Source organism: Streptomyces sp. NPDC056161, assembly GCF_042268025.1.
Lineage (GTDB): Bacteria > Actinomycetota > Actinomycetes > Streptomycetales > Streptomycetaceae > Streptomyces.
Genome location: NZ_JBHJUV010000030.1, coordinates 19164 through 38028, shown reverse-complemented (window position 1 = coordinate 38028; position 18865 = coordinate 19164). Strand labels below are relative to the sequence as shown.

Sequence of the window (18865 nt, the reverse complement as noted above, 5' to 3'; positions counted from 1 at the left end):
GAGACAGCGGCCCCGGCCAGGGCCGAGTGACGGGTGACGGGAGACGGGAGACGGGCGGCGTGAGATGAGAGACGCGGGGCGCGGTACGGCTTGGTGGCGGGGGCGGGACCCCGCACAATGGCGCCATGGATCCCATCACCCCACTGGAACGTGCCCTGCACACGGCCCGTGCGCGGGTGCTCGCCGACCTGGTCGCGGGTGAGGTCGCCGACGCGGACGTGGTCTCGCTGGTCGAGGAATCGGTCGTGCAGCGGCGTTGGTGGGTCGAGCAGTGGCCGGACGGGGCGGCCTACGTCGCCGGGCTGGTCGCGCAGGACGTGCAGGACGCGCTCCTGGAGCGGTACGGGCGCTGGCCGCTGTGTCCGGTGTGCGGCTCCGGCGATCCGCACGCGCTGGACGTCGAGCCGGAACTCGGACCCGACCCGCACTGGGTGTGCCACCAGGCGGGCGTGAAGGTCGCGGCGGTCGGCTCGCTGGGGCGGGCCACGGGCGGCGTGCCGTCCTCGTGAGGCCGCCGGGCGTGGCAACGCGGGTCGGGGTGGGGTGTCCGGTGGTTCGGCGGGGCTGGAGCCGGGGGCCGGTGGGGTGTCAGGTGGCTCAGCGGCGGAGGTAGAGCCGGAGCGAACGGGCCATGCCGTGCTCCGTGTGCGCGGTCTCCTCCTCCGCCGTGTCGGCACGGACGAACCCCGTCCGGTCCAGCACGCCCTGCGACGGCAGATTGTCCTCTTCCGCGCAGGCGACCAGCAGGTTCACCTCGTCCCTGGCCAGCGCCCACTCGGCCAGCGCGGCCAGCGCCTCGGTGGCGTACCCCTGGCCGCGAGCGGCCTCGGCGAGGTCGTAGCCGATCTCGACGCGGCCGTCCTCGTCCGGGGCCGAGTGGAAGCCCAGGCCGCCGAGTGCCCGGCCGTCCTCCCGCCGGACCAGCACGAACAGCCCGAACTCCGGCCGGTGGACGCCGGATTCATAGCTCTTGGCCACCATTCCGGCGGCGTCCCGCGTGCCCTGGAACGGGCCGCCGTCGATCCAGTCGAAGCCGCCGTCGCCGCCCAGCCGCAGATCGCGGGCGGCGGCGGGCCGTACGCCCTGGAGGGTGAGCCGTTCGGCGGGGATGACGAGGTTGTTGCACCAGCGCCAGCCGGTGACCGGGGCGCGGCCGGGCAGCTCGCCGCGGCCGGTCGCCCACAGCAGCGTCGGCCAGGGCGCCGGGCCGGGCCGGACATGCGGGAAGATGCAGGTCAGTACGGACTCGGCGAGGTCCGCCGACGGCTCGTAGGCCAGCCCGAGCCCCGTGGCCATGTCATGCGTGTGCAGCAGTACCTCGGCGATGCCCATCGCGGCGAAACCCTGGCGGTCCGCACTGCGGAAGGGAAACGGGTGGAAGGCGCGCGCCTCGCGCGAAGTGGTGCGCACGGTGGTGGCGAGCAGCACGCCGAAGGTCTCGATCACCTCCAGCACACCGGTGTTGTCGGCCGCGGGCATGCCCTCCTCGCCCTCGCCGTTGAGCGTGATGTCGAAGGGCACGTACGACTCCTGCGCGCGTCCGGCCAACTGCCCGGCGTACGCGACGAGATCGCTCGCGAGGTGCACGGCGGTCTGCCGGCAACTCCAGTCCAGCGACCCCGCCTTGACCGCCGTCCAGTCCCGGTCCACGGCCGCGCGCAGCGTCGCCACACAGCCCGCGACGGCCTCGTCCACCTGATCCCCGCCCAGTTCACGCATGCGCGCAGACTAGGTCATCGGCTACGCGGGTGAACCTGGTTTTCCGGCCGGGCGGCGTCGGAGCCGGTGACGACGCGGGACGCGGCCGGGCCACGGGACGCGGACGTACGGCGGTGCAGCCGCAGGGACACGCCGGCCGCGCCGACCGCCGTGAGCGTGAGCGCCGCGCCCGCCCAGGCGGGGGCCGCGTACCCGTAGCCGGCGTCGATGACGGCGCCGCCCAGCCAGGGGCCGCCGGTGTTGCCGACGTTGAACGCGGCCGTGGTGGTGGCACCGGCCAGCGTCGGGGCGGCCGCGGCGACGTCGAACAGCCGGGCGTTGAGGGCGGGCGCGGTGTAGAAGGCGGACCAGCCGAGGAGGAAGGAGAGGACGACGGCCGCCGCCGCGAACTGGCCGAGGAGCGCGAGCAGGACGAGGAACACCGTCGAGGCCGCGGTCCCCGTGAGCAGCACCCCGAAGAGGTGCGCGTCGCCGATCCGGCCGCCGAGCGTCGAACCGGCCAGGGCGCCGATCCCGAACAGCGCGAGCACGATCGGCACCCAGCCGTCGGCGAGCCCGGCCACGTCCGTGAGTAGCGGCGCGAGATAGCTGAACGCGCAGAACACGCCGCCCGCGGCGAGCGCGATCAGCACGATGCCGACCTGCACCTGGCGGTCCGCGTAGATCTTCAACTCCTGCCGCAGCCGGGGCTGTTCGGCGGGGCGCGGGATGCGCGGCACGAGCGTCGAGACGCCCACGAGCGCGACGGCGGTGGCGAGCGCCACCGCCCAGAACGCCGAGCGCCAGCCCAGGTGCTCTCCGAGGAGGGCGCCGGCCGGGACACCGAGGACGTTGGCGACGGACAGTCCGCCGATCATCACGGCGAGCGCACGGGCCCGTACACCCTCGTCGACCATGGCGACGGCCACCGCCGCCCCCACCGCCCAGAACCCGGCGCAGGCCAGCGCGCTGATCACCCGGGAGGCGAACAGCAGCCCGTACGAGGGCGCGAGCGCGCCCGCGACCTGGCCGAGGCCGAAGACGGTGAGCAGCCCGATGAGGGTGGTGCGGCGGGGCAGCCGCAGCGTGGCCACGGCGAGCAGCGGCGCGCCGACCACCATGCCGATGGCGAAGGCCGAGATCAGCAGGCCGGCCCGGGGGATCGACACGTTCATGTCGTCGGCGACCGCCGGCAGCAGACCGGAGAGCATGAATTCGCTGGTGCCGAGGGCGAAGACGGACAGTCCGAGGACACGGACGGCGAGGGGCATACGGGAGCGGCGTATGTCGGGTGCGGGCATATCGGGGAAGAACACCCGGCCCGCTCGGGCCATTCCCCGGTTCCGGGGTCAGCCGGTGAGCAGCTCCAGCTCGGCGGTGAGGTTGTCGCGCGCGGTCGGCTCCCACGTGCGCCGTCCGTACGGCGTCCGGAACAGCCGGGGCAGCTCCAGCAACTGGCGCAGGACCGCGGCACGGCCCGAACGGAAGGCGTCGGACGGAACGAAGTGGTACTCCTCGCGGACGGCCGCGGTGTACGCGGCGTACGCGGACGGCGGCGCGGCGAGTATCGCCAGGTCGGCGTCGCACAGCACCTGTCCGTCGGGGTCGTCGTCGGCCGGGTCGTGGGTGACGGTGAGCCGGACCAGCCGGGCCACCTCGGCGGTCCGGTCCGCCGGGACACCCGCCTCCGGCAGGGCCCGTTCGGCCAGGCGGGCCGAGCGCTCCTCGTTCTCGGAGCGGTCGGGGAGGTAGACGGCGTCGTGGAACCAGGCCGCCAGGCGTACGACATCGGGGTCGCCGGCGTGGTCCACGAGGACGTCGACGTGGTCCAGGACCGCGGTGAGGTGCGTGAGCGTGTGGTAGTGGCGCTGCGGTTCCTGCCAGCGGGCCAGGAGGCGCTCGGCGTACGGCAGCGGGTCGGGGCCGCCGCCGGGGCCGCGGGCTCCTTCCAGGGCGCGGGTCCAGCGGATGCGGAGGGCGTCGAGGTCGGCCATGGGGCCATTCTCCCGCGCCGGTACGCGCGGGCCCGGGTCGCGACGCGTGCTCCGGTCGACGGGGCCGGTGCGGCGGGCCGCGGTCGGCGGGGGCGATCTCGCGGGGCCGGGGCGGGCGGGCGTACCCTAAATTGGACTAGACCTGTCATCGCTCCAGGGAGCACCGTCGGAAAGGGGTCCTATGAGCACGCGTGCAGTCCTGGAGGTGATCGCCCTCGGGGTCGAGGACGCGGTCGCCGCCCAGGCCGGAGGCGCGGACCGCCTCGAACTGGTCACCGACATGGCGGCCGACGGGCTGACCCCGTCGGTGCCGACCTTCGTCGGGATCCGCGCCGCCGTCGACATCGACCTGCGCGTGATGCTGCGGCTCTCCGACGGGTTCGCGGCCGGTGGTCCGGAGGGCGTCGACCGGCTGGCCGGGGTGGCCCGGGAGCTGCGGGGGGCGGGGGCCGACCAGTTCGTGCTCGGGTTCCTGGACGCGGGCGGGGGACCGGACCTGGCGGCGGTGGAGCGGATCGTCGCCGAGCTGGACGGCTGCCGGTGGACCTTCCACCGTGCGATCGACCGGGCCGCCGACCGCGACGCCCTGCGCAAACAGCTCGCGGACCTGCCCGGTCTCGACGCCTACCTGACGGCCGGTTCGGCGGCCGGTGTCGACGACGGGCTCTCCACGCTGGTGGCGGAGGCCGGGCGCGACCGGGAACCGGGGTACGAGCCGACGGTCATGGTCGGCGGCGGCCTGCGCCTCGATCACGTCCCGACCCTCCGCTCGGCGGGCATCACCGCCTTCCACATCGGCGGCGCGGCCCGCCCGTCCGGCTGGTCGGGCCCGGTGTCGACCCGCTCGGTGACCGAATGGCGGAGAACGCTGGACGAACTTGACGGGGCTGACGGGTCCTGACGGGTCCTGACGGGTCCTGACGGGTCCTGGCAGGTCCTGACAGGGCCTGACAGGACGCTGCGGGTGCGGGTGCGGGTGCGGGTGCGGGTGTGGCGCGGCGCGGGAGTGGGTGCGGCGCGGGAGTGGTGCTCGGTGTGCTGCGCGTGCCCGCGCCGCTGTTCGTGCCGGGGCGTGTCCGGGGCCGGGTCCGTGCCCGCGTCCGCGTGGCGGGCCCCGGCGTCAGGCCAGTTGGGGCGGCAGCGGTGCGGCGTGGGTGACGATCAGGCCCGACACGGCCCGGGTGAGGGCCACGTAGAGGCGGCGCAGGCCGGTGCGCTCGTCGGGTTCGCCGTCGACCACCGCCTGCGGCTCGTCGAGGACCACGTAGTCGTACTCCAGGCCCTTGGCCAGTGATGCCGGGACCAGGGTCAGCCGGGTCTGCCGGGTCGTCTCCTCGCCCGGTGCCAGGAAGGTGATCCCGGCCGCCGCGAGCGCCTCGGCCAGCGCCGGGACCCGCGCGTCGGCCGCGATCAGACCGGTCGAGCCCGCGTTGCGCAGCAACTCCTCGCAGGCCGCGACCACCTCACCGGTGCCCTGGGCCGCGCGCAGGTCGAAGAAGCCCGGGTTCTCCCGGACCGACGCGACCGGGGTGAGGCCGGGGGCGATGTGCGGGAGCAGCCGGGAGGCGTACGCGATGACGTCCGTGGGGACGCGGAAACCGGCGGTCAGCTCCTCCACCACGCCCTCCGCCTTGCCCAGGTGCGCCAGCGCCTCGTCCCAGCTGCGGGTCGCCCACGGGGTGGTGCCCTGGGCCAGGTCGCCGAGGACGGTCGCGCTGCCGGTCGTGCAGCGGCGGCCCACCGCCCGGTACTGCATCGGCGACAGGTCCTGCGCCTCGTCCAGCACCACGTGCCCCAGCGAGTGCGTGCGCTGTACGAGGTCGGTGGCCTCGTCGATCAGTACGGCGTCCGCCGCCGACCACTTCGCGGACTTCACACTGCGCGCCGGCTTCGTCCACAGCACCGTCTTCTGCTCGTCCTGCGACAGCAGTCCGTCCGCGTGCTCCGCGAGGAAGGCCGCGTCGGTCAGCAGCCGCAGCACCAGCTTCGCCGGTTCGACCGGCGGCCAGATCGCCTTGACCGCCGCCTTCACCGCGCTGTTGCGGGCCACCGCGTCCTGCACCCGGTCGTCCGGCGCCTCGCCCGAGCGCTCCATCTGCACCAGCACGGCGTGCGCGATGCGCTGCGGCAGGGCCTCGCGGGCGGCCCCGTAGCGGATGTCGCGGGCCAGCAACTCGCGCACGATGTCCTGAAGTTCGTACGCCGCGACCCGCCAGCGGCGCGAGCCGCGCACCACCACGACCGGCTCGGTCGGCAGGGTCACGTGCGCGTACAGCGCCCGCTTGAGCACCTGGGCCAGCCGGGCGTCGCCCTTGACCAGCGCGGCCGGCGCCTCGTCCGTGCCGCGTACCTCCACCTGCCCGACCAGGTCGTCGACGGTGGCCTGCCGCACCGCCAACTCGCCGAGCGCGGGCAGCACTTGCTCGATGTAGTGCAGGAAGGACCGGTTCGGCCCGATGACCAGGGTGCCGGTGCGGGCCAGCCGCTCGCGGTGCGCGTAGAGCAGATAGGCGACGCGGTGCAGGCCGACGGCGGTCTTCCCGGTGCCGGGGCCGCCCTGGACGCAGACCGTGCCGCCCAGCCCGGACCGTACGATCTCGTCCTGCTCGGGCTGGATGGTGGCGACGATGTCCCGCATCGGGCCCACGCGCGGGCGCTCGATCTCCTGCTGGAGCAGCTTGCTGGTGCGCGCCACCTCCGCGGGGTCCGACAGGTGCTCGTCCTCGTACGCCGTGAGGTCACCGCCGGTGTAGCCGAAGCGGCGGCGCAGCCCGACGTCCATCGGGTCCTTCTTGGACGCCCGGTAGAACGGCTGCGAGACCGGCGCCCGCCAGTCGATGACCATCGGGTCGCCCTCGGCGTCGTGCACGTGCCGCCGCCCGATGTAGAACCGCTCGCCCTCCGCGCCCTCGGCCTCCTGAGCGCCCGGAGCGTGCAGATAGTCGAGGCGGCCGAAGAACAGCGGGGTGTCGCTGAGGTCGGCCAGCGACTTGATGCGCTCGTCGATCTGCGCGGCGAGCACCTCGGCGTTGACCCAGTTCGCGGTGACGTCGCTGATGTCGAGGGACTCGACGTCCTCGCGCATGGCGCGCAGGGCCGCGCGGGACTCGGTGAGGTGGGCGCTCTCCCTGGCGAGGGGATCGCCGGCGGGATCGGCGGCCGGGGCACCGGCCGGGCCACCGGTGGGCCCCCCGGTGAGAGTGCCGTCGGGGGCGTCGTCGGGGGCGTCGGCGGGAGTGTCGAGCGGGTCGTGGGCGGGCGTGGACAAGGTGGTGCCTCCGGTCGGCTGCTGCATGGTCGGTTGCACGGACAGTGCGCGTTCGGCGCGGGCTGCGTGACTGTGGACGCCGTCCGGTTTCCGGCCGGGCGGCAGCACTCCGGGAGGGAGGCGGGCAAGAGCGGGGATTCTAGTGCGCGGGTCCGGGCGGTGGCCAATGAATTTCCCGCGGCTGGCTTTCCCGCGGCGTGTTCCGGCGTCCGCCCCGCCGTCCCCCTCGCCGTCCCCCCCCGTCGTCCCCCCGTCGTCCCCTAGGGGACACCTCCACCCTGCATGGGGGGAGCGGGTCCATCCCGAGAGCTACGCGGGGGCATCCGGAATTGGCTCCGCAGACCGATGCCGGTCTTATGCCCGACGATCCACCATGGAGACATGAGCGCAGCAACCATTCACCCAGCATCAGCCGCCCCGGCCGGCGCCACAGCCGTCGAGGGCTACCACCATCACCGCCTGGGCAGTGCCCTGCGGGCCATCAAGGTGTTCGCCGAGGCGGCGTTCGGCGTCGTCATACTCGGTGAATACGGCGAGGAAGCGGGCGTTCGCCGTAAGTAACCCCTAGGTTCGCCTCCGTGGCACAACGGACGGCGACGCCTTACCTCCTCCTGACCCTGTCCCTCCTCTCGTTCGCCGCCCTCTGCGTCGTGCAACGGGCCCCGATGGCCGACGCGCTGGTCTACCGGGCCGAGGGCGAGGCCGTCCTGCACGGCGGCGACCTGTACGGCTTCACCGTCACCGAGTGGCGGCTCCCGGCGACGTATCCGCCCTTCGCGGCGGTCCTGTTCGTGCCGACGACCTGGATCCCCGTCCCGGCCATGAAGGCGGCCTTCCTCGCGGGCAACGCGCTCCTGCTCGCAGGTCTCGTCGCCCTCTCCGCCCGGCTCGCGGGCCGCCCGGTCCGCCTGCCCGTGGTGTGCACGGCCACCGCGTCGGCCCTGTGGCTCGAACCGGTCTTCCAGACGGTCCTGTTCGGCCAGATCAACCTGGCGCTCGCCTGCCTCGTCCTGTGGGACCTCACCCGCCCGCCGGGCGCCCGGGGCAGCGGGCTCGCACTGGGCGTGGCGGCCGGGATCAAGCTGACCCCGGCGGTCTTCGTCGGCTATCTCCTGCTGACCGGCCGACGGCGGGAGGCCGCGACGGCGACGGCCGCCTTCGCCGGGACCGTCGCCCTCGGGGCGGTCCTGCTCCCGGCGGCCAGCGTCGACTTCTGGACCCGGCGGATCTTCGAGACCGGCCGCGTCGGCAAGGGCTGGATCGTCGACAACCAGTCGCTGCTGGGCCTGATCGCGCGGGCGACCGGCGATCCGGCACCGGGCCCGGCGTGGGCGCTCCCGGCCGCCGCCGTGGCCGTCGCCGGGCTGTGGGCGGCGGCGCGGGCGCCACGCCGGCGGCACGGGATCCTGCTGGCGGCGGGCACCGCCCTGCTCGTCTCGCCGGTCAGCTGGTCCCACCACTGGGTCTGGTGCGTGCCGCTGATCGCCGTGCTCCTCGCCGAGGGCCGGACCCGGCTCGCGGCGCTGACGGCGGCCGTGTTCACCGCCCGCACCATGTGGCTGCTGCCGCACGAGGGGGACCTGGACCTCCGGCTGCCCTGGTGGCAGCAGCCGTTGGCGGCGCCGTACCCGCTGCTGGCTCTGGTGCTGCTGGGCCTGGCGCTGGTGGGTCCGGTGCTGGTGGGTCCGGTGCTGCCGGGCCGGGCGTTGGTGGGGCCGGTGGCCCGGCGGCTGCGGCTACAGCGCGAGGATCACCCGCATGCCGGTCTCGACCGCCTCCATGTCCCGGGGCGCGACGGCACCGAGATCGCGGACGAAGTACCGGGCGGCGAAGGTGGCGTAGGCGTCCACGACGGCCGTCCCGGGGACGGGGGCGGTCAGCTCGGTGGCCAGCAGGGAGGGCGCAGTTCCGCCGGGTTCGTGGACCTCCACGCAGGTGGCGATGGCCAGCCGCTCGTTGGCGAGGTCGTCGGAGACGACGAGGACCCGGCGGCTGCGGCCGCCGTGCTCGATGTCGTAGACGTGGCCGCGCCTCACCGGGGTGCGCCGAAGAACGCGTCGGCGGACGCCCCGAGGTAGGCGTCGTCGTCCGCGCGGCGGGGCAGCGCGTCCAGCGCCTCCTCAAGCATCTGACGCCTTATGGCGGCGGCGACCTGCGCTGACGCGTTCGGGCGGGCCTTCAGATAGGCGGCCACCTCGTCCGGCAGCGAGAAGGTCATGTTCACCGTCATGCCGGGCATCATAGGGTCGGCATGACGCCCGGTACATGCCCCGGCCGTGTGACCTGTGCCGGGTGTGACCTGTGCCCGGTGACCGGTGCCCGACGTGACCGGTGCCCGACGTGACCGGTGCCCGACGTGACCGGTGCCCGCCCCGCTCAGTTCTCCGCGAGGAGTTCGTCCGCGTCGACGATCCGGTAGGCGTACCCCTGTTCCGCCAGGAACCGCTGGCGGTGCGCGGCGAAGTCCTGGTCGATGGTGTCGCGGGCGACCACGGAGTAGAAGTGCGCCTGGTGGCCGTCGGCCTTGGGCCGCAGCACCCGGCCGAGCCGCTGCGCCTCCTCCTGCCGGGAGCCGAAGGTGCCCGACACCTGGATGGCGACCGTCGCCTCCGGCAGGTCGATGGAGAAGTTCGCCACCTTGGACACGACGAGCACGCTGATCTCGCCCTCACGGAACGCGCCGAACAGCTTCTCGCGCTGCGCGTTGGACGTCTCGCCCTTGATCACGGGCGCGTCCAGGTGCTCGCCCAGCTCGTCGAGCTGGTCGATGTACTGGCCGATGACGAGGATCTGCTGCCCGGCGAACCGGCGCACCAGCGCCTCGGTGACCTTCCGCTTGGTGTCGGTGGTGGCGCAGTAGCGGTACTTCTCCTCCGTCTCCGCGGTCGCGTACGCGAGTCGTTCGGTGTCGGTCAGGTTCACCCGGACCTCGACGCAGTCGGCGGGCGCGATGTAGCCCTGCGCCTCGATCTCCTTCCACGGCGCGTCGAACCGCTTGGGCCCGATCAGCGAGAACACGTCCGACTCGCGGCCGTCCTCGCGCACCAGCGTCGCGGTCAGCCCGAGCCGCCGGCGGGCCTGGAGGTCGGCGGTGAACTTGAACACCGGGGCCGGCAGCAGATGCACCTCGTCGTAGACGATGAGGCCCCAGTCCCGGGAGTCGAACAGCTCCAGATGGGGGTAGATCCCCTTCCGCTTCGTGGTCAGCACCTGGTACGTGGCGATGGTGACCGGCCGGATCTCCTTCCGCGTACCGCTGTACTCCCCGATCTCGTCCTCGGTCAGCGTGGTCCGCTTCACCAGCTCGTGCTTCCACTGCCGGGCCGAGACGGTGTTGGTGACCAGGATCAGGGTGGTGGACTTGGCCTGCGCCATCGAACCCGCGCCGACCAGCGTCTTGCCCGCGCCGCAGGGCAGCACCACGACCCCGCTGCCGCCGTGCCAGAAGTTCTCCACGGCCTGCTTCTGGTACGCGCGCAGCGCCCAGCCGTCCTCGCGGAGCTCGATCGGGTGCGCCTCGCCGTCCACGTACCCGGCGAGGTCCTCGGCCGGCCAGCCCAGTTTCAGCAGCGTCTGCTTGATCTGGCCGCGCTCGGAGGGGTGCACGGCGACGGTGTCCGGGTCGATCCGGGTCCCGACCAGCGGCGCGATCCGCTTGGACCGCAGCACCTCCTCCAGGACCGGCCGGTCGGTGGTGGTCAGCACGAGACCGTGCGCCGGGTGCTTGCTCAGGGTCAGCCGCCCGTACCGGTCCATGGTCTCGGCGATGTCCACGAGCAGCGCGTGCGGCACCGGGTAGCGGCTGTACTGCACGAGCGCGTCGACGACCTGTTCCGCGTCGTGCCCGGCGGCCCGCGCGTTCCACAGTCCCAGCGGGGTCACCCGGTAGGTGTGGATGTGCTCCGGCGCCCGCTCCAGTTCGGCGAACGGCGCGATGGCGCGGCGGCAGGCGTCGGCCTGCTCGTGGTCGACTTCCAGCAGCAGGGTTTTGTCGGATTGGACGATCAGCGGACCATTCACGCGCGGCACCCTTTCGTACGGCCTCATTCTCGGCCAAACGTCAAGTGTGCCCTAGTCCCAGGTGATCGCGGAGGCCCGCCGGGTCAGCCGTCCGCCAGTTCCGCGACGCCGGTCACCCGGTGCAGCGGATAGGTGCGCACCTCGTCCGCCGTGTGGTCGTACGCCGTCACGAAACCGCCCTCGACCCGGATGGGCGCGATGACCCGCTGGCTGGCGGTGCCCTCGGCGTTCACGTACCCGATCCACAGGGCTCCGCCGGTCAGCACGGCGGCCTGCATGGTGGCCAGGGTCTCGGCCGAGCTGGTGCGCGGCAGGTCGCCGCCCGCCGCGGGGCTGCCCGCGGGCTTGCGCGGAGCCGTGGCGGCCAGGTCGCCCGCCCGGATCGCGCGGACCGCCGCGGACAGCAGGGTCGGATCGGGGGTGGGCGGGCCGTCCGGGACCGGCTCGGGGGCTGTCCGGGGCGGGGTGCGGTGCGCGTGTGCGCGGGCGATCAGCACATCGCCCTCGGCGGACTCGGCGGCGGGGGCGTAGCCCAGCGCGCGCAGGCCCTCCAGGAGCGTCGCCGGGTCGGCCTGCGTCGCCAGCACGGTCGGGGCCAGGCGGCGCAGGCGCAGCGCGGCCGACCGCTTGTCGGCGAGGATCTCGTTCAGCAGGGCGTCGTCGTCGCAGCGGACGTACGCGGACGCCGCGCCCACCCGCAGCCGCCCGTGCTTGCGTGCCACGTCGTCGATCAGGTACGTCAGCGGCTGCGGGACCGGGGTACGGGAGTGCGCGGCGAGGAACGCGTGCAGGTCGGCGGCGGCGCGCCCGGCGTCCAGGGCGCGGCGCACGGAGTCGGGCGTGAAGCGGTACACCGTCGCGCCGCCCTTCGACTCGACGTCCGCGAGCACACCCAGCGTCGCGGCCAGCGGCCGTTCCAGCGGTCCCGGCGCCACCGCGGTCAGGTCCGCCTGGAGCAGGACGTGGTCCAGCGGCTGCGGCAGCAGCGGGGCGAGCAGCCCGGCGGCCACCGCGCGGGCCGCCGACTGCTCGGCCGGGGAGAGGGTTTCGCGGGGCGTGGGCGGACGCCGCCGGTGGTGGGCGGGCAGCTTGTCCCCGGGCCCGTCGGCCGGCTCACCGGCGGCTGTGCGGCTGCCGTTCACGGCGGGCGGGGGCACGGGAGGGGGGACGGGCGCCGCAGGGGGAGCGGCGTCGGGGGCGGCGGGCGCGGGCGTGCCGAGCAGCGCGCGGCCGTGGGACGACAGGGCGCCGCGGCCCGTGATGCCCAGCAGCTCCGCCTCCGTCAGCGTCCAGCGCGCGATCCGGGAGCGCAGGTCGTCGTCACCGCCCTGCGGCCGGGCGCCGTCGCGCGCCGGAGCCGCCGCCGGGCCGCGCAGCGGACGCTCCCACCGCAGCCGCGCCGGTACCGCGTCGGGCGCCGGGGCGGCGCCCTCCGGCAGCCCGGCCAGCAGAGCCAGCACCCGGTGCCGCACCTCGGGCGTCGCGGAACGGTCCAGGCCCGGCCCCAGCGCCGACAACGTACGGTCCTTCGCGTCCCGCCCGCCGACCAGCCCCGGCGTCCGGGTCGCCGTCAGCCACGCCTGCGCGAGCCGCACCCAGCGTTCGGCCGGGGGCCGCTCCAGCCACTCGTCGTAGGCCGGGGTCGCCGCGTACCGCTCGTCGGCCTCGCCGTCGGAGGCCAGCAGGCCCGCGGCGTAGGCCAGTTCCACCCAGTGGGCGGCGGCCGGTTCGGACACGTCGAGGGCGACGGCCGTCCGCTTCAGGTCCCGGACGCTGAGCCCGCCGGCCCGCAGCACCGCAGGGCCGCCCTCGTCCCAGTACGTCAGCAACTCCTCCACGGTCGCCAGCGCGGTGTACGCCTGCCCGGCCGCCGTCGCGTCCACGATCCGCGCGGGATGCGTCGCGGCCGGTTCCACGGGCGGCGGTAGCGCCTCGGGCGTGCGGTGGGCCCGGCCCGCCCGCAGGTGCAGGGCGACCTCGCGGGGCAGGACGACCGTGCCGGGCGCCGTCGGCAGCAGCAGACCCCGGTCCAGCAGCCAGCGCAGATGGCTGCCCGGCTCGGCGGTGACCTGCCCGTACGGCGGCCCCCAGACGAGCCGGGCCAGCACCGCGCGGGAGCCCTCCGGGGCCTCGGCGAGCAGGGCGGCCAGCCGACCGCGGTCGGTGAACAGGCCGGCCAGCGCGGTCACGGCGGAGACCGAGTCATGGGTCGAGGGCAGGCCCGCGGCCGTCACGATCTCCTGGATCCGGCCCGGCGACATGCCCGCGGTGGCCTCCTGCACGGTCGGCCCGAGACCGGTCGGCGACGGATGCTGCGCCGACGGGGCGAGCACCTCGCGGGCCGTGCGCACCAGGCGCAGCCGGTCGTCGTCGCCCCACACCAGGGCCTGCTCGCGCAGGACGGCGAGGGCGCCGGGCAGGACGGCGGCGACGGCACGGTCACCGGTGTCGCCCGCCAGCAGGCCCAGCAGTTCGCCGTAGGCCGCCGGGTCCGGCGCCACGGCCAGTGCCTGCGCCGTCTGGAGGGTGAAGAGGTCCAGGCGTTCCAGGGCGCGCAGGACCGAGGCCCGGGTGCCCGCCCGGGTGGCGAGCTGGGTGAGGTCGGTGGGCACAGGGGTGATGAGGTCGGGGCGGCTGCGCAGCAGCGCGGCCAGTGAGGCGTCGTCGCGCACGCGGAGCGCTTCCGCGAGCGAACGGGGCGCCGGGCGGTCCTCGGTGCTCATCTGACTTACGGTACCGGCGCCGCCCCCGGTGGCGGCCGTACGGTGCGGGTCGGCGTGCGCCGTGACCCGGCCGCCGTCCCGGGCGGCGCGGGAGTCGCGATAACGTCAACCGTCGGGGTTCTTTACGGCCAACCCCCGGAGGGGCTTAGTGGGGATCGAGAGCGACCAGGTCGTCTTCGAGTATCTGAGCCGGGTCGGCGACGTGGCGCAGCAGCAGCAGTTGCCGTCCGCCACCCGGATGCGGCTGGTCTCGGGGCTGCGCAACGAGATCGACCAGCACCGGGCCAAGGTCTCCGTGGACAGTCCCGCCGCCGTCCGCCGCATCCTCGACCGGCTGGGCACGCCGGACGAGGTCGTCGCGGCGGCGGGCGGGGACACCGGGGTGCCGCAGCCGCCGCCCGCGGCCGTGCCCGAGCAGCCCGCGCCGCGCGACCCCGGGCCGAAGGGGTTGCCCGGCCGCGACAAGGGCGCCCGGGAGGGGAAGCCGAGGGAGCGGGCGCCCAAGGAGAAGGGCAGGGGGCTGCGCCGGGTCGTGCCCCGCCCCCGGTCGGCCGAGCCGGAGGCGCCGGACCGCCCCGACCTCCCGTCGCCGCCGCACTTCCCCCAGGCGGGCGGCTTCGGCGACGGCGCGCTCCGGCCCGATTGGTGGAGGGTGGGCGACAGCCCGTTCGGGCCCGGTGACGACGTGCCCGGGTTCGTCGGGGGCGTGGAGATCCCTGAACTGCTCAAGCCGCCGCCGCAGGAAGAAGAACCGGAGGCCGAGGAGACGGCCGAAGGCAGGGCGGCCGGGAAGTCGGCAGGGAAAACGGCCGGGAAGGCCGACGGGAAGGCCGACGGGAAGTCCGAGAAGGAGGCTCGCGGGAAGGTCGGGCAGCGGCGGTATTCCGGAGAAGCGGAGTCCGAGCCCGCGGCCGGGGCGGCCGGTTCGTCCGCCCGCCGTCGGCTGTCCCTGCCCGGTCCCGCCGCGGGCTGGACCAACCCGCTGCTCCTGCTCGCCGCGGCGGCCCTCGTCGCCGGGGCGGTGCTCGGCAACTGGTTCGCACTGATCCTCGGCTGGATCATCGCCTACGGCTCCCGCCGGCTCACTCCGGCGGAGAGCAAATGGGCCGTCATGGTGGTGCCCGGTCTGGCGCTGACGGGCGGCCTGGTCTGGCTGTGGGGCAGGAACGAGGGCCGTTGGGGGGCGCCCATCGCGCAGGGCCACATGAGCGATGCGTTGGGCGAGACGTGGCCGTGGGTCGTGCGGGCGGCGGCTTTGGGGTCGGCGTTGTATGTGGTTTGGCGTTCCCAACGGGGGCGCTGAGCGCTTGGCTTGGGCGGTGGGGTTTTTGGGGGTTTGGGGGGTTTTCAGGTTCGGGTGTTTTGGAGCTGGTTGCGCAGTTCCCCGCGCCCCTATGGGGGGGTTGGGCTCATGGGGTGGGGTGGAGTGGTGGGGTGGGGCGGGGCTTTGGGGGGTTTGGGGGGTGTTTGGTGGGTGCGGGTGCGTCGTGGTTGGTCGCGCAGTTCCCCGCGCCCCTTTGGGGCGTTGGAGGTTTGCGGGGTGGAGTGGTGGGGCGGGGCTTTGGGGGGTTTGGGGGGTGTTTGGTGGATGCGGGTGTGTTGTGGTTGGTCGCGCAGTTCCCCGCGCCCCTTTGGGGCGTTGGAGGTTTGCGGGGTGGGGTAGTGAGGTGGGACGGGGGGCCGTGGGGGTTGTGGTGTTTGTCGGGTGGGGGTGCGGGTGTGGTGGGGCTGGTCGCGCAGTTTCGCGCGCCCCTGGCGCCGTTGGCGCCCCGGGGCTCCCGCGGCCCTGGCGCTCCTACGGGGGTGGGCGTGGGCACAATGGCCCATATGACTTCTCGTGTGCTCACCGTCGGATTCGACCTCGACATGACCCTGATCGACTCCCGGCCCGGCATCCACGCCTGCTACACGGCGCTGGCGGAGCGGACGGGGACCTATATCGACGCCGATCTGGCCGTCACCCGGCTGGGTCCGCCGCTCGCCGATGAGCTGATCAACTGGTTTCCGGCCGAACAGATCGCCCCGATGTCCGACCTGTACCGCGAGATGTACCCGGCGATCGCCATCACCGCGACCCCCGCGATGCCCGGCGCCCGCGAGGCGGTCGAGGCGGTGCGTGCGGCGGGCGGCCGGGCGATCGTGGTCACCGCGAAGTACGAGCCCAACGCCAAGCTGCACCTGAGCCACCTCGGCATCGAGCCCGACGCGGTCGTCGGCGACCTGTGGGCCGAGCGCAAGGCGGAGGCGCTGCGCGAGCACGGGGCGAGCGTCTACGTGGGCGATCACGTCGGCGACGTACGCGGCGCGCGCACCGCCGGCGCGGTCTCCGTGGCGGTGGCCACCGGCCCGTGCGGCGCGGACGAACTGCACACCGCGGGCGCGGACGTCGTCCTCGACGACCTGTCCGCGTTCCCGCGCTGGCTGGCCGGTTACCGCGCTACGCCCCGCGCCTGACGCCGTCCCGCGGCGACCGACCGCAGGACGCCCGCGCCGGCCACCAGGAATCCGACGCCCATGAGCATGCACAAGCCGTACATGTACGCCGGAAAAGGCTTCGCGCCCAGGAACAGCGGGGCCACGGTGACGAGAGTGGCCACGGCGCCGAGGAAGAAGACCACGGTTCCGGCACGGATCAGTCCGTCACCGGGCGCGGCGGAATTGGTTTGGGTTTTGTCACGCACCGGACCAGGGTAGTTCCCAGCGCGCCGCCCTGGACCGAGCCGACCCGGACTGGGCAGTGCTGCCTGGCCACGAACAGGCCCAGCTAGGCTCCACCTGATCACCGAATTCAGGGTGAACTCCGCCACAGGGCCGGGGCGTTCGACGACGGCCCCGGTGGGCGGCGGCTGGTCACAGGATCGTCGGCAGCAGAACACCGAATGAACCCGTCGCCTCCAGGCCGGGTACTTCACGGTGTGCCCCCGCCCGCCAATGCGGACTCATCGCCTACTGGCCAAGGCCCTTGGCGCGGACAGCGGAATCTCCAAGAGCGAAGCCGCCCTCGTCCGCAACCGGCTCTAACGCTTCCACTACCGGCCCGACACCCTTGACGGATTCATAGCAGGCAACGGCCTGACTCTCGAAAATCGAGCGTTACTCCGACGAGCCGAAGTCAGTGATTCACGCGGGATCACCAAGGGGTCGGTCTTACGGGAGCAGCGACGCACGCCCAGCACGATCACAGCTTTCGACGGTCAACGCCGGCCTGGTGTCCCGGGGCTTCCGCCCTGCGTGTTCCTCCGGGCATTCCGTGCGGCCTGCAGGGCGGCAATCCGCGGCGACCGGCGAGGAGACACCCGCCCTTCCTGCCCCAGCGCAGCGACCCGGGCCACATCAGCATTCGCAGCTTGCGCAACCGGCGGGGTATAGGCAGGCGGCCGGACGGCGGCCGGATCCTGCGCAGGCTCCTCAATATACGGCGGTGGGGTCCCGCCGGGAGCAAACGCCGGGGGCAAATTGATGCGCGGCGGCCCGCCGTTACCCGCCTCAAGGTACCGTATAATCGGCCTCCTGGCGTCCCGGTAATTTTGGTAGTAATACCTCACTGCGTCCATCGCGACATCGACATCTACATGCGGGAGCAGTGACACTATCTCATCATGATATTTCTGGATGACATTCATATCGTTGCGGTGGAATTCCTCTACCTCTCCTCTCGTGTAGGTGCCTCTTTCCATTTCCAATTCCAGCTCGAATGCGTCGCTCCGCCTCCACTCCAGAATGCGGGGATCGATCTGCAATTCGGGTTCGGGTGTGGGCATGGCGTCTCCTGTTCTCGGTTGTGCGACGGAGTTCTCCTCCTGTCGCATTCGACCGTTTCGCGACTGTGAACGGTCATTCGATTCCACCGCGTGCTGGTTCCGCATCGGCGTCGGCGGCCTTCACATACGGAGTGTCACTGGCTGGCAAGTTGAACCACGTCCTCCACAACGTGCCCGTGTGCGTACCAGTTCAAGGCGGCGACGAATCTACGATCCTGTAGTCCTCCCACAACCCTGGACGGGGCGACGCTGGTGGTGCACGGTTCCCGGTGGGCTGACCGTGGTCCAGGCCCAGTCCGGTGTCGGGAAGCTCGCCGTCCGGATGGACGAGTGGCGCCGCCGCATCGACGGCGTGGTGACGCCGGGCGGTGATCGCCCAGCAGCGCTGGGCCCCGCGCGGCCCCGGGCGGACCGTCCGCGACGACGGCCACGTCATCCCGCTGGAGCGGGCGGTGCCGGCGCCGTTCTCCGGCCGGGCCCCGTGCAGAACAAGGTCCGCGAGCCAGGGATGTTCTGGCCATCGCTGAGGATCCGCACTCCCGTTGAATCGCGCTCCGTATCCTCGCGGGAACTTTCTCCGGTACCTACTCGCCTACCGGTGAGGGGAAGTTCCTCTTCATGGTGATGGCTGCTTTCGCTGAGCTTGAGGGAGACATGATCGTAGAGCACACCCGTGCCGGATTGGATGCGGCCAAGGCTCAAGGGCGTACTGGTCGACGTCCTACCGTCATCACTTAGGACCTGCTCACCGTGGCCAAGGCTCCTAAGGCCAAGAGGGAGAGCGTCAGTGCCATTGCCAAGGCCCTTGGAGTCTCCCGCGTCGCGCTCCCCCCACCACTTCGGGCCTCTGGCGGCACAGGCAGGGGCTCTCTCCCGTTTTAAGGCGTGTTCGGCTGGAGAGACCCCCGGTAGGCTGTCATGACGGCAGTTCAAGGGCGTCCGGCCAGTCCGGCGACGGATCGAGGGAGTGTGTGCTTTGCCGACTGGCAAGGTCAAGTGGTTCAACAGCGAGAAGGGCTTCGGCTTTCTCTCCCGTGACGACGGCGGTGACGTCTTCGTCCATTCCTCGGTTCTCCCCGCCGGAGTCGATTCGCTCAAGCCGGGACAGCGCGTGGAGTTCGGCGTGGTCGCCGGGCAACGCGGCGACCAGGCCCTCTCGGTGGTCATCCTCGATCCGACGCCGTCGGTCGCGGCGGCCCAGCGCAAGAAGCCGGACGAATTGGCCTCCATCGTGCAGGACCTGACGACCCTCCTTGAGAACATCACGCCGATGCTGGAGAAGGGCCGTTACCCCGACAAGGCCGCCGGTAAGCAGATCGCCGGACTGCTGCGCGCGGTCGCCGATCAACTGGACGTATAGCGGCGCCCTCGGGGGAAATCCGGGCGCGTCGGGGAAACCGA

The 18865-nt window shown here is 73.1% G+C and carries 16 protein-coding genes and 1 pseudogene; 8 read left to right on the top strand and 9 right to left on the bottom strand.

The window, feature by feature from the left end; all coding sequences use genetic code 11:
• Positions 1 to 125 precede the first annotated feature (125 nt).
• Positions 126 to 509, top strand: a complete 384-nt coding sequence (locus ACFC09_RS26195; protein WP_376532604.1) for a hypothetical protein — start codon at positions 126 to 128, stop codon at positions 507 to 509.
• 88 nt (positions 510 to 597) lie between these two features.
• On the opposite strand, the gene ACFC09_RS26190 is transcribed toward ACFC09_RS26195, so the two are convergent.
• The 3 genes from ACFC09_RS26190 to ACFC09_RS26180 form a co-directional block, all read right to left on the bottom strand.
• Complete coding sequence (locus ACFC09_RS26190; RefSeq protein ID WP_376532742.1) at positions 598 to 1695, bottom strand: GNAT family N-acetyltransferase; 1098 nt, start codon at positions 1693 to 1695, stop codon at positions 598 to 600.
• 38 nt (positions 1696 to 1733) lie between these two features.
• Entirely contained in the window at positions 1734 to 2969 is a 1236-nt protein-coding gene (locus ACFC09_RS26185) for a Cmx/CmrA family chloramphenicol efflux MFS transporter (RefSeq protein ID WP_376532740.1), read from the bottom strand.
• Positions 2970 to 3047: 78 nt separating this feature from the next.
• On the bottom strand, positions 3048 to 3692 hold the full coding sequence (locus ACFC09_RS26180) for a hypothetical protein (protein WP_376532602.1): 645 nt from the start codon (positions 3690 to 3692) through the stop codon (positions 3048 to 3050).
• Positions 3693 to 3873: 181 nt separating this feature from the next.
• Between ACFC09_RS26180 and ACFC09_RS26175 the strand changes: the two genes are divergently transcribed.
• Entirely contained in the window at positions 3874 to 4593 is a 720-nt protein-coding gene (locus ACFC09_RS26175) for a copper homeostasis protein CutC (protein ID WP_376532600.1), read from the top strand.
• Between the two features lie 219 nt (positions 4594 to 4812).
• On the opposite strand, the gene ACFC09_RS26170 is transcribed toward ACFC09_RS26175, so the two are convergent.
• The gene (locus ACFC09_RS26170; RefSeq protein WP_376532598.1) at positions 4813 to 6987 is read right to left on the bottom strand and encodes a HelD family protein; all 2175 of its coding nucleotides are present in this window, start codon (positions 6985 to 6987) and stop codon (positions 4813 to 4815) included.
• Positions 6988 to 7341: 354 nt separating this feature from the next.
• Between ACFC09_RS26170 and ACFC09_RS26165 the strand changes: the two genes are divergently transcribed.
• Entirely contained in the window at positions 7342 to 7521 is a 180-nt protein-coding gene (locus ACFC09_RS26165; RefSeq protein WP_376532596.1) for a hypothetical protein, read from the top strand.
• Positions 7522 to 7625: 104 nt separating this feature from the next.
• Positions 7626 to 8612, top strand: a pseudogene (locus ACFC09_RS26160) (glycosyltransferase 87 family protein); the annotation flags it as partial.
• 380 nt (positions 8613 to 8992) lie between these two features.
• On the opposite strand, the gene ACFC09_RS26155 reads toward ACFC09_RS26160, so the two are convergent.
• The 3 genes from ACFC09_RS26155 to ACFC09_RS26145 all read right to left on the bottom strand — a co-directional run bounded on the left by ACFC09_RS26155 (position 8993) and on the right by ACFC09_RS26145 (position 13703).
• On the bottom strand, positions 8993 to 9190 hold the full coding sequence (locus ACFC09_RS26155) for a hypothetical protein (protein ID WP_376532594.1): 198 nt from the start codon (positions 9188 to 9190) through the stop codon (positions 8993 to 8995).
• A gap of 146 nt (positions 9191 to 9336) precedes the next feature.
• Complete coding sequence (locus ACFC09_RS26150) at positions 9337 to 10980, bottom strand: DNA repair helicase XPB (protein WP_376532592.1); 1644 nt, start codon at positions 10978 to 10980, stop codon at positions 9337 to 9339.
• Positions 10981 to 11063: 83 nt separating this feature from the next.
• Complete coding sequence (locus ACFC09_RS26145; protein ID WP_376532590.1) at positions 11064 to 13703, bottom strand: helicase-associated domain-containing protein; 2640 nt, start codon at positions 13701 to 13703, stop codon at positions 11064 to 11066.
• 148 nt (positions 13704 to 13851) lie between these two features.
• Between ACFC09_RS26145 and ACFC09_RS26140 the strand changes: the two genes are divergently transcribed.
• Both ACFC09_RS26140 and ACFC09_RS26135 read left to right on the top strand, forming a co-directional pair.
• The gene (locus ACFC09_RS26140) at positions 13852 to 15006 is read left to right on the top strand and encodes a hypothetical protein (protein WP_376532588.1); all 1155 of its coding nucleotides are present in this window, start codon (positions 13852 to 13854) and stop codon (positions 15004 to 15006) included.
• A 515-nt stretch (positions 15007 to 15521) separates the two neighbouring features.
• Positions 15522 to 16157: an HAD family hydrolase gene (locus tag ACFC09_RS26135; RefSeq protein WP_376532586.1), complete on the top strand. Its 636-nt coding sequence runs from the start codon at positions 15522 to 15524 to the stop codon at positions 16155 to 16157.
• Here ACFC09_RS26135 and ACFC09_RS26130 read toward each other — a convergent pair.
• On the bottom strand, positions 16133 to 16384 hold the full coding sequence (locus ACFC09_RS26130; RefSeq protein WP_376532584.1) for a hypothetical protein: 252 nt from the start codon (positions 16382 to 16384) through the stop codon (positions 16133 to 16135). The two genes, ACFC09_RS26135 and ACFC09_RS26130, sit on opposite strands and share 25 nt — an antisense overlap.
• A gap of 513 nt (positions 16385 to 16897) precedes the next feature.
• A complete protein-coding gene (locus ACFC09_RS26125) occupies positions 16898 to 17464 on the bottom strand; it encodes a hypothetical protein (protein ID WP_376532582.1) in 567 nt (188 codons plus the stop codon).
• A gap of 546 nt (positions 17465 to 18010) precedes the next feature.
• Here ACFC09_RS26125 and ACFC09_RS26120 point away from each other — a divergent pair.
• Together ACFC09_RS26120 and ACFC09_RS26115 are read left to right on the top strand one after the other, a co-directional pair.
• Entirely contained in the window at positions 18011 to 18202 is a 192-nt protein-coding gene (locus ACFC09_RS26120; RefSeq protein WP_376532739.1) for a recombinase family protein, read from the top strand.
• A 238-nt stretch (positions 18203 to 18440) separates the two neighbouring features.
• Positions 18441 to 18824 (top strand): cold-shock protein, encoded by a 384-nt coding sequence (locus tag ACFC09_RS26115; protein WP_376532580.1) that lies wholly within the window; start codon positions 18441 to 18443, stop codon positions 18822 to 18824.
• Positions 18825 to 18865: the final 41 nt, after the last annotated feature.

Bases quoted from the DNA above. Each gene is read 5' to 3' on its own strand.
- ACFC09_RS26195 (WP_376532604.1), top strand. From the start codon at position 126: ATGGATCCCATCACCCCACTGGAACGTGCCCTGCACACGGCCCGTGCG.
- ACFC09_RS26185 (WP_376532740.1), bottom strand. From the start codon at position 2,969: ATGCCCCTCGCCGTCCGTGTCCTCGGACTGTCCGTCTTCGCCCTCGGC.
- ACFC09_RS26180 (WP_376532602.1), bottom strand. From the start codon at position 3,692: ATGGCCGACCTCGACGCCCTCCGCATCCGCTGGACCCGCGCCCTGGAA.
- ACFC09_RS26175 (WP_376532600.1), top strand. From the start codon at position 3,874: ATGAGCACGCGTGCAGTCCTGGAGGTGATCGCCCTCGGGGTCGAGGAC.
- ACFC09_RS26170 (WP_376532598.1), bottom strand. From the start codon at position 6,987: ATGCAGCAGCCGACCGGAGGCACCACCTTGTCCACGCCCGCCCACGAC.
- ACFC09_RS26165 (WP_376532596.1), top strand. From the start codon at position 7,342: ATGAGCGCAGCAACCATTCACCCAGCATCAGCCGCCCCGGCCGGCGCC.
- ACFC09_RS26155 (WP_376532594.1), bottom strand. From the start codon at position 9,190: ATGACGGTGAACATGACCTTCTCGCTGCCGGACGAGGTGGCCGCCTAT.
- ACFC09_RS26145 (WP_376532590.1), bottom strand. From the start codon at position 13,703: ATGAGCACCGAGGACCGCCCGGCGCCCCGTTCGCTCGCGGAAGCGCTC.
- ACFC09_RS26135 (WP_376532586.1), top strand. From the start codon at position 15,522: ATGGCCCATATGACTTCTCGTGTGCTCACCGTCGGATTCGACCTCGAC.
- ACFC09_RS26125 (WP_376532582.1), bottom strand. From the start codon at position 17,464: ATGCCCACACCCGAACCCGAATTGCAGATCGATCCCCGCATTCTGGAG.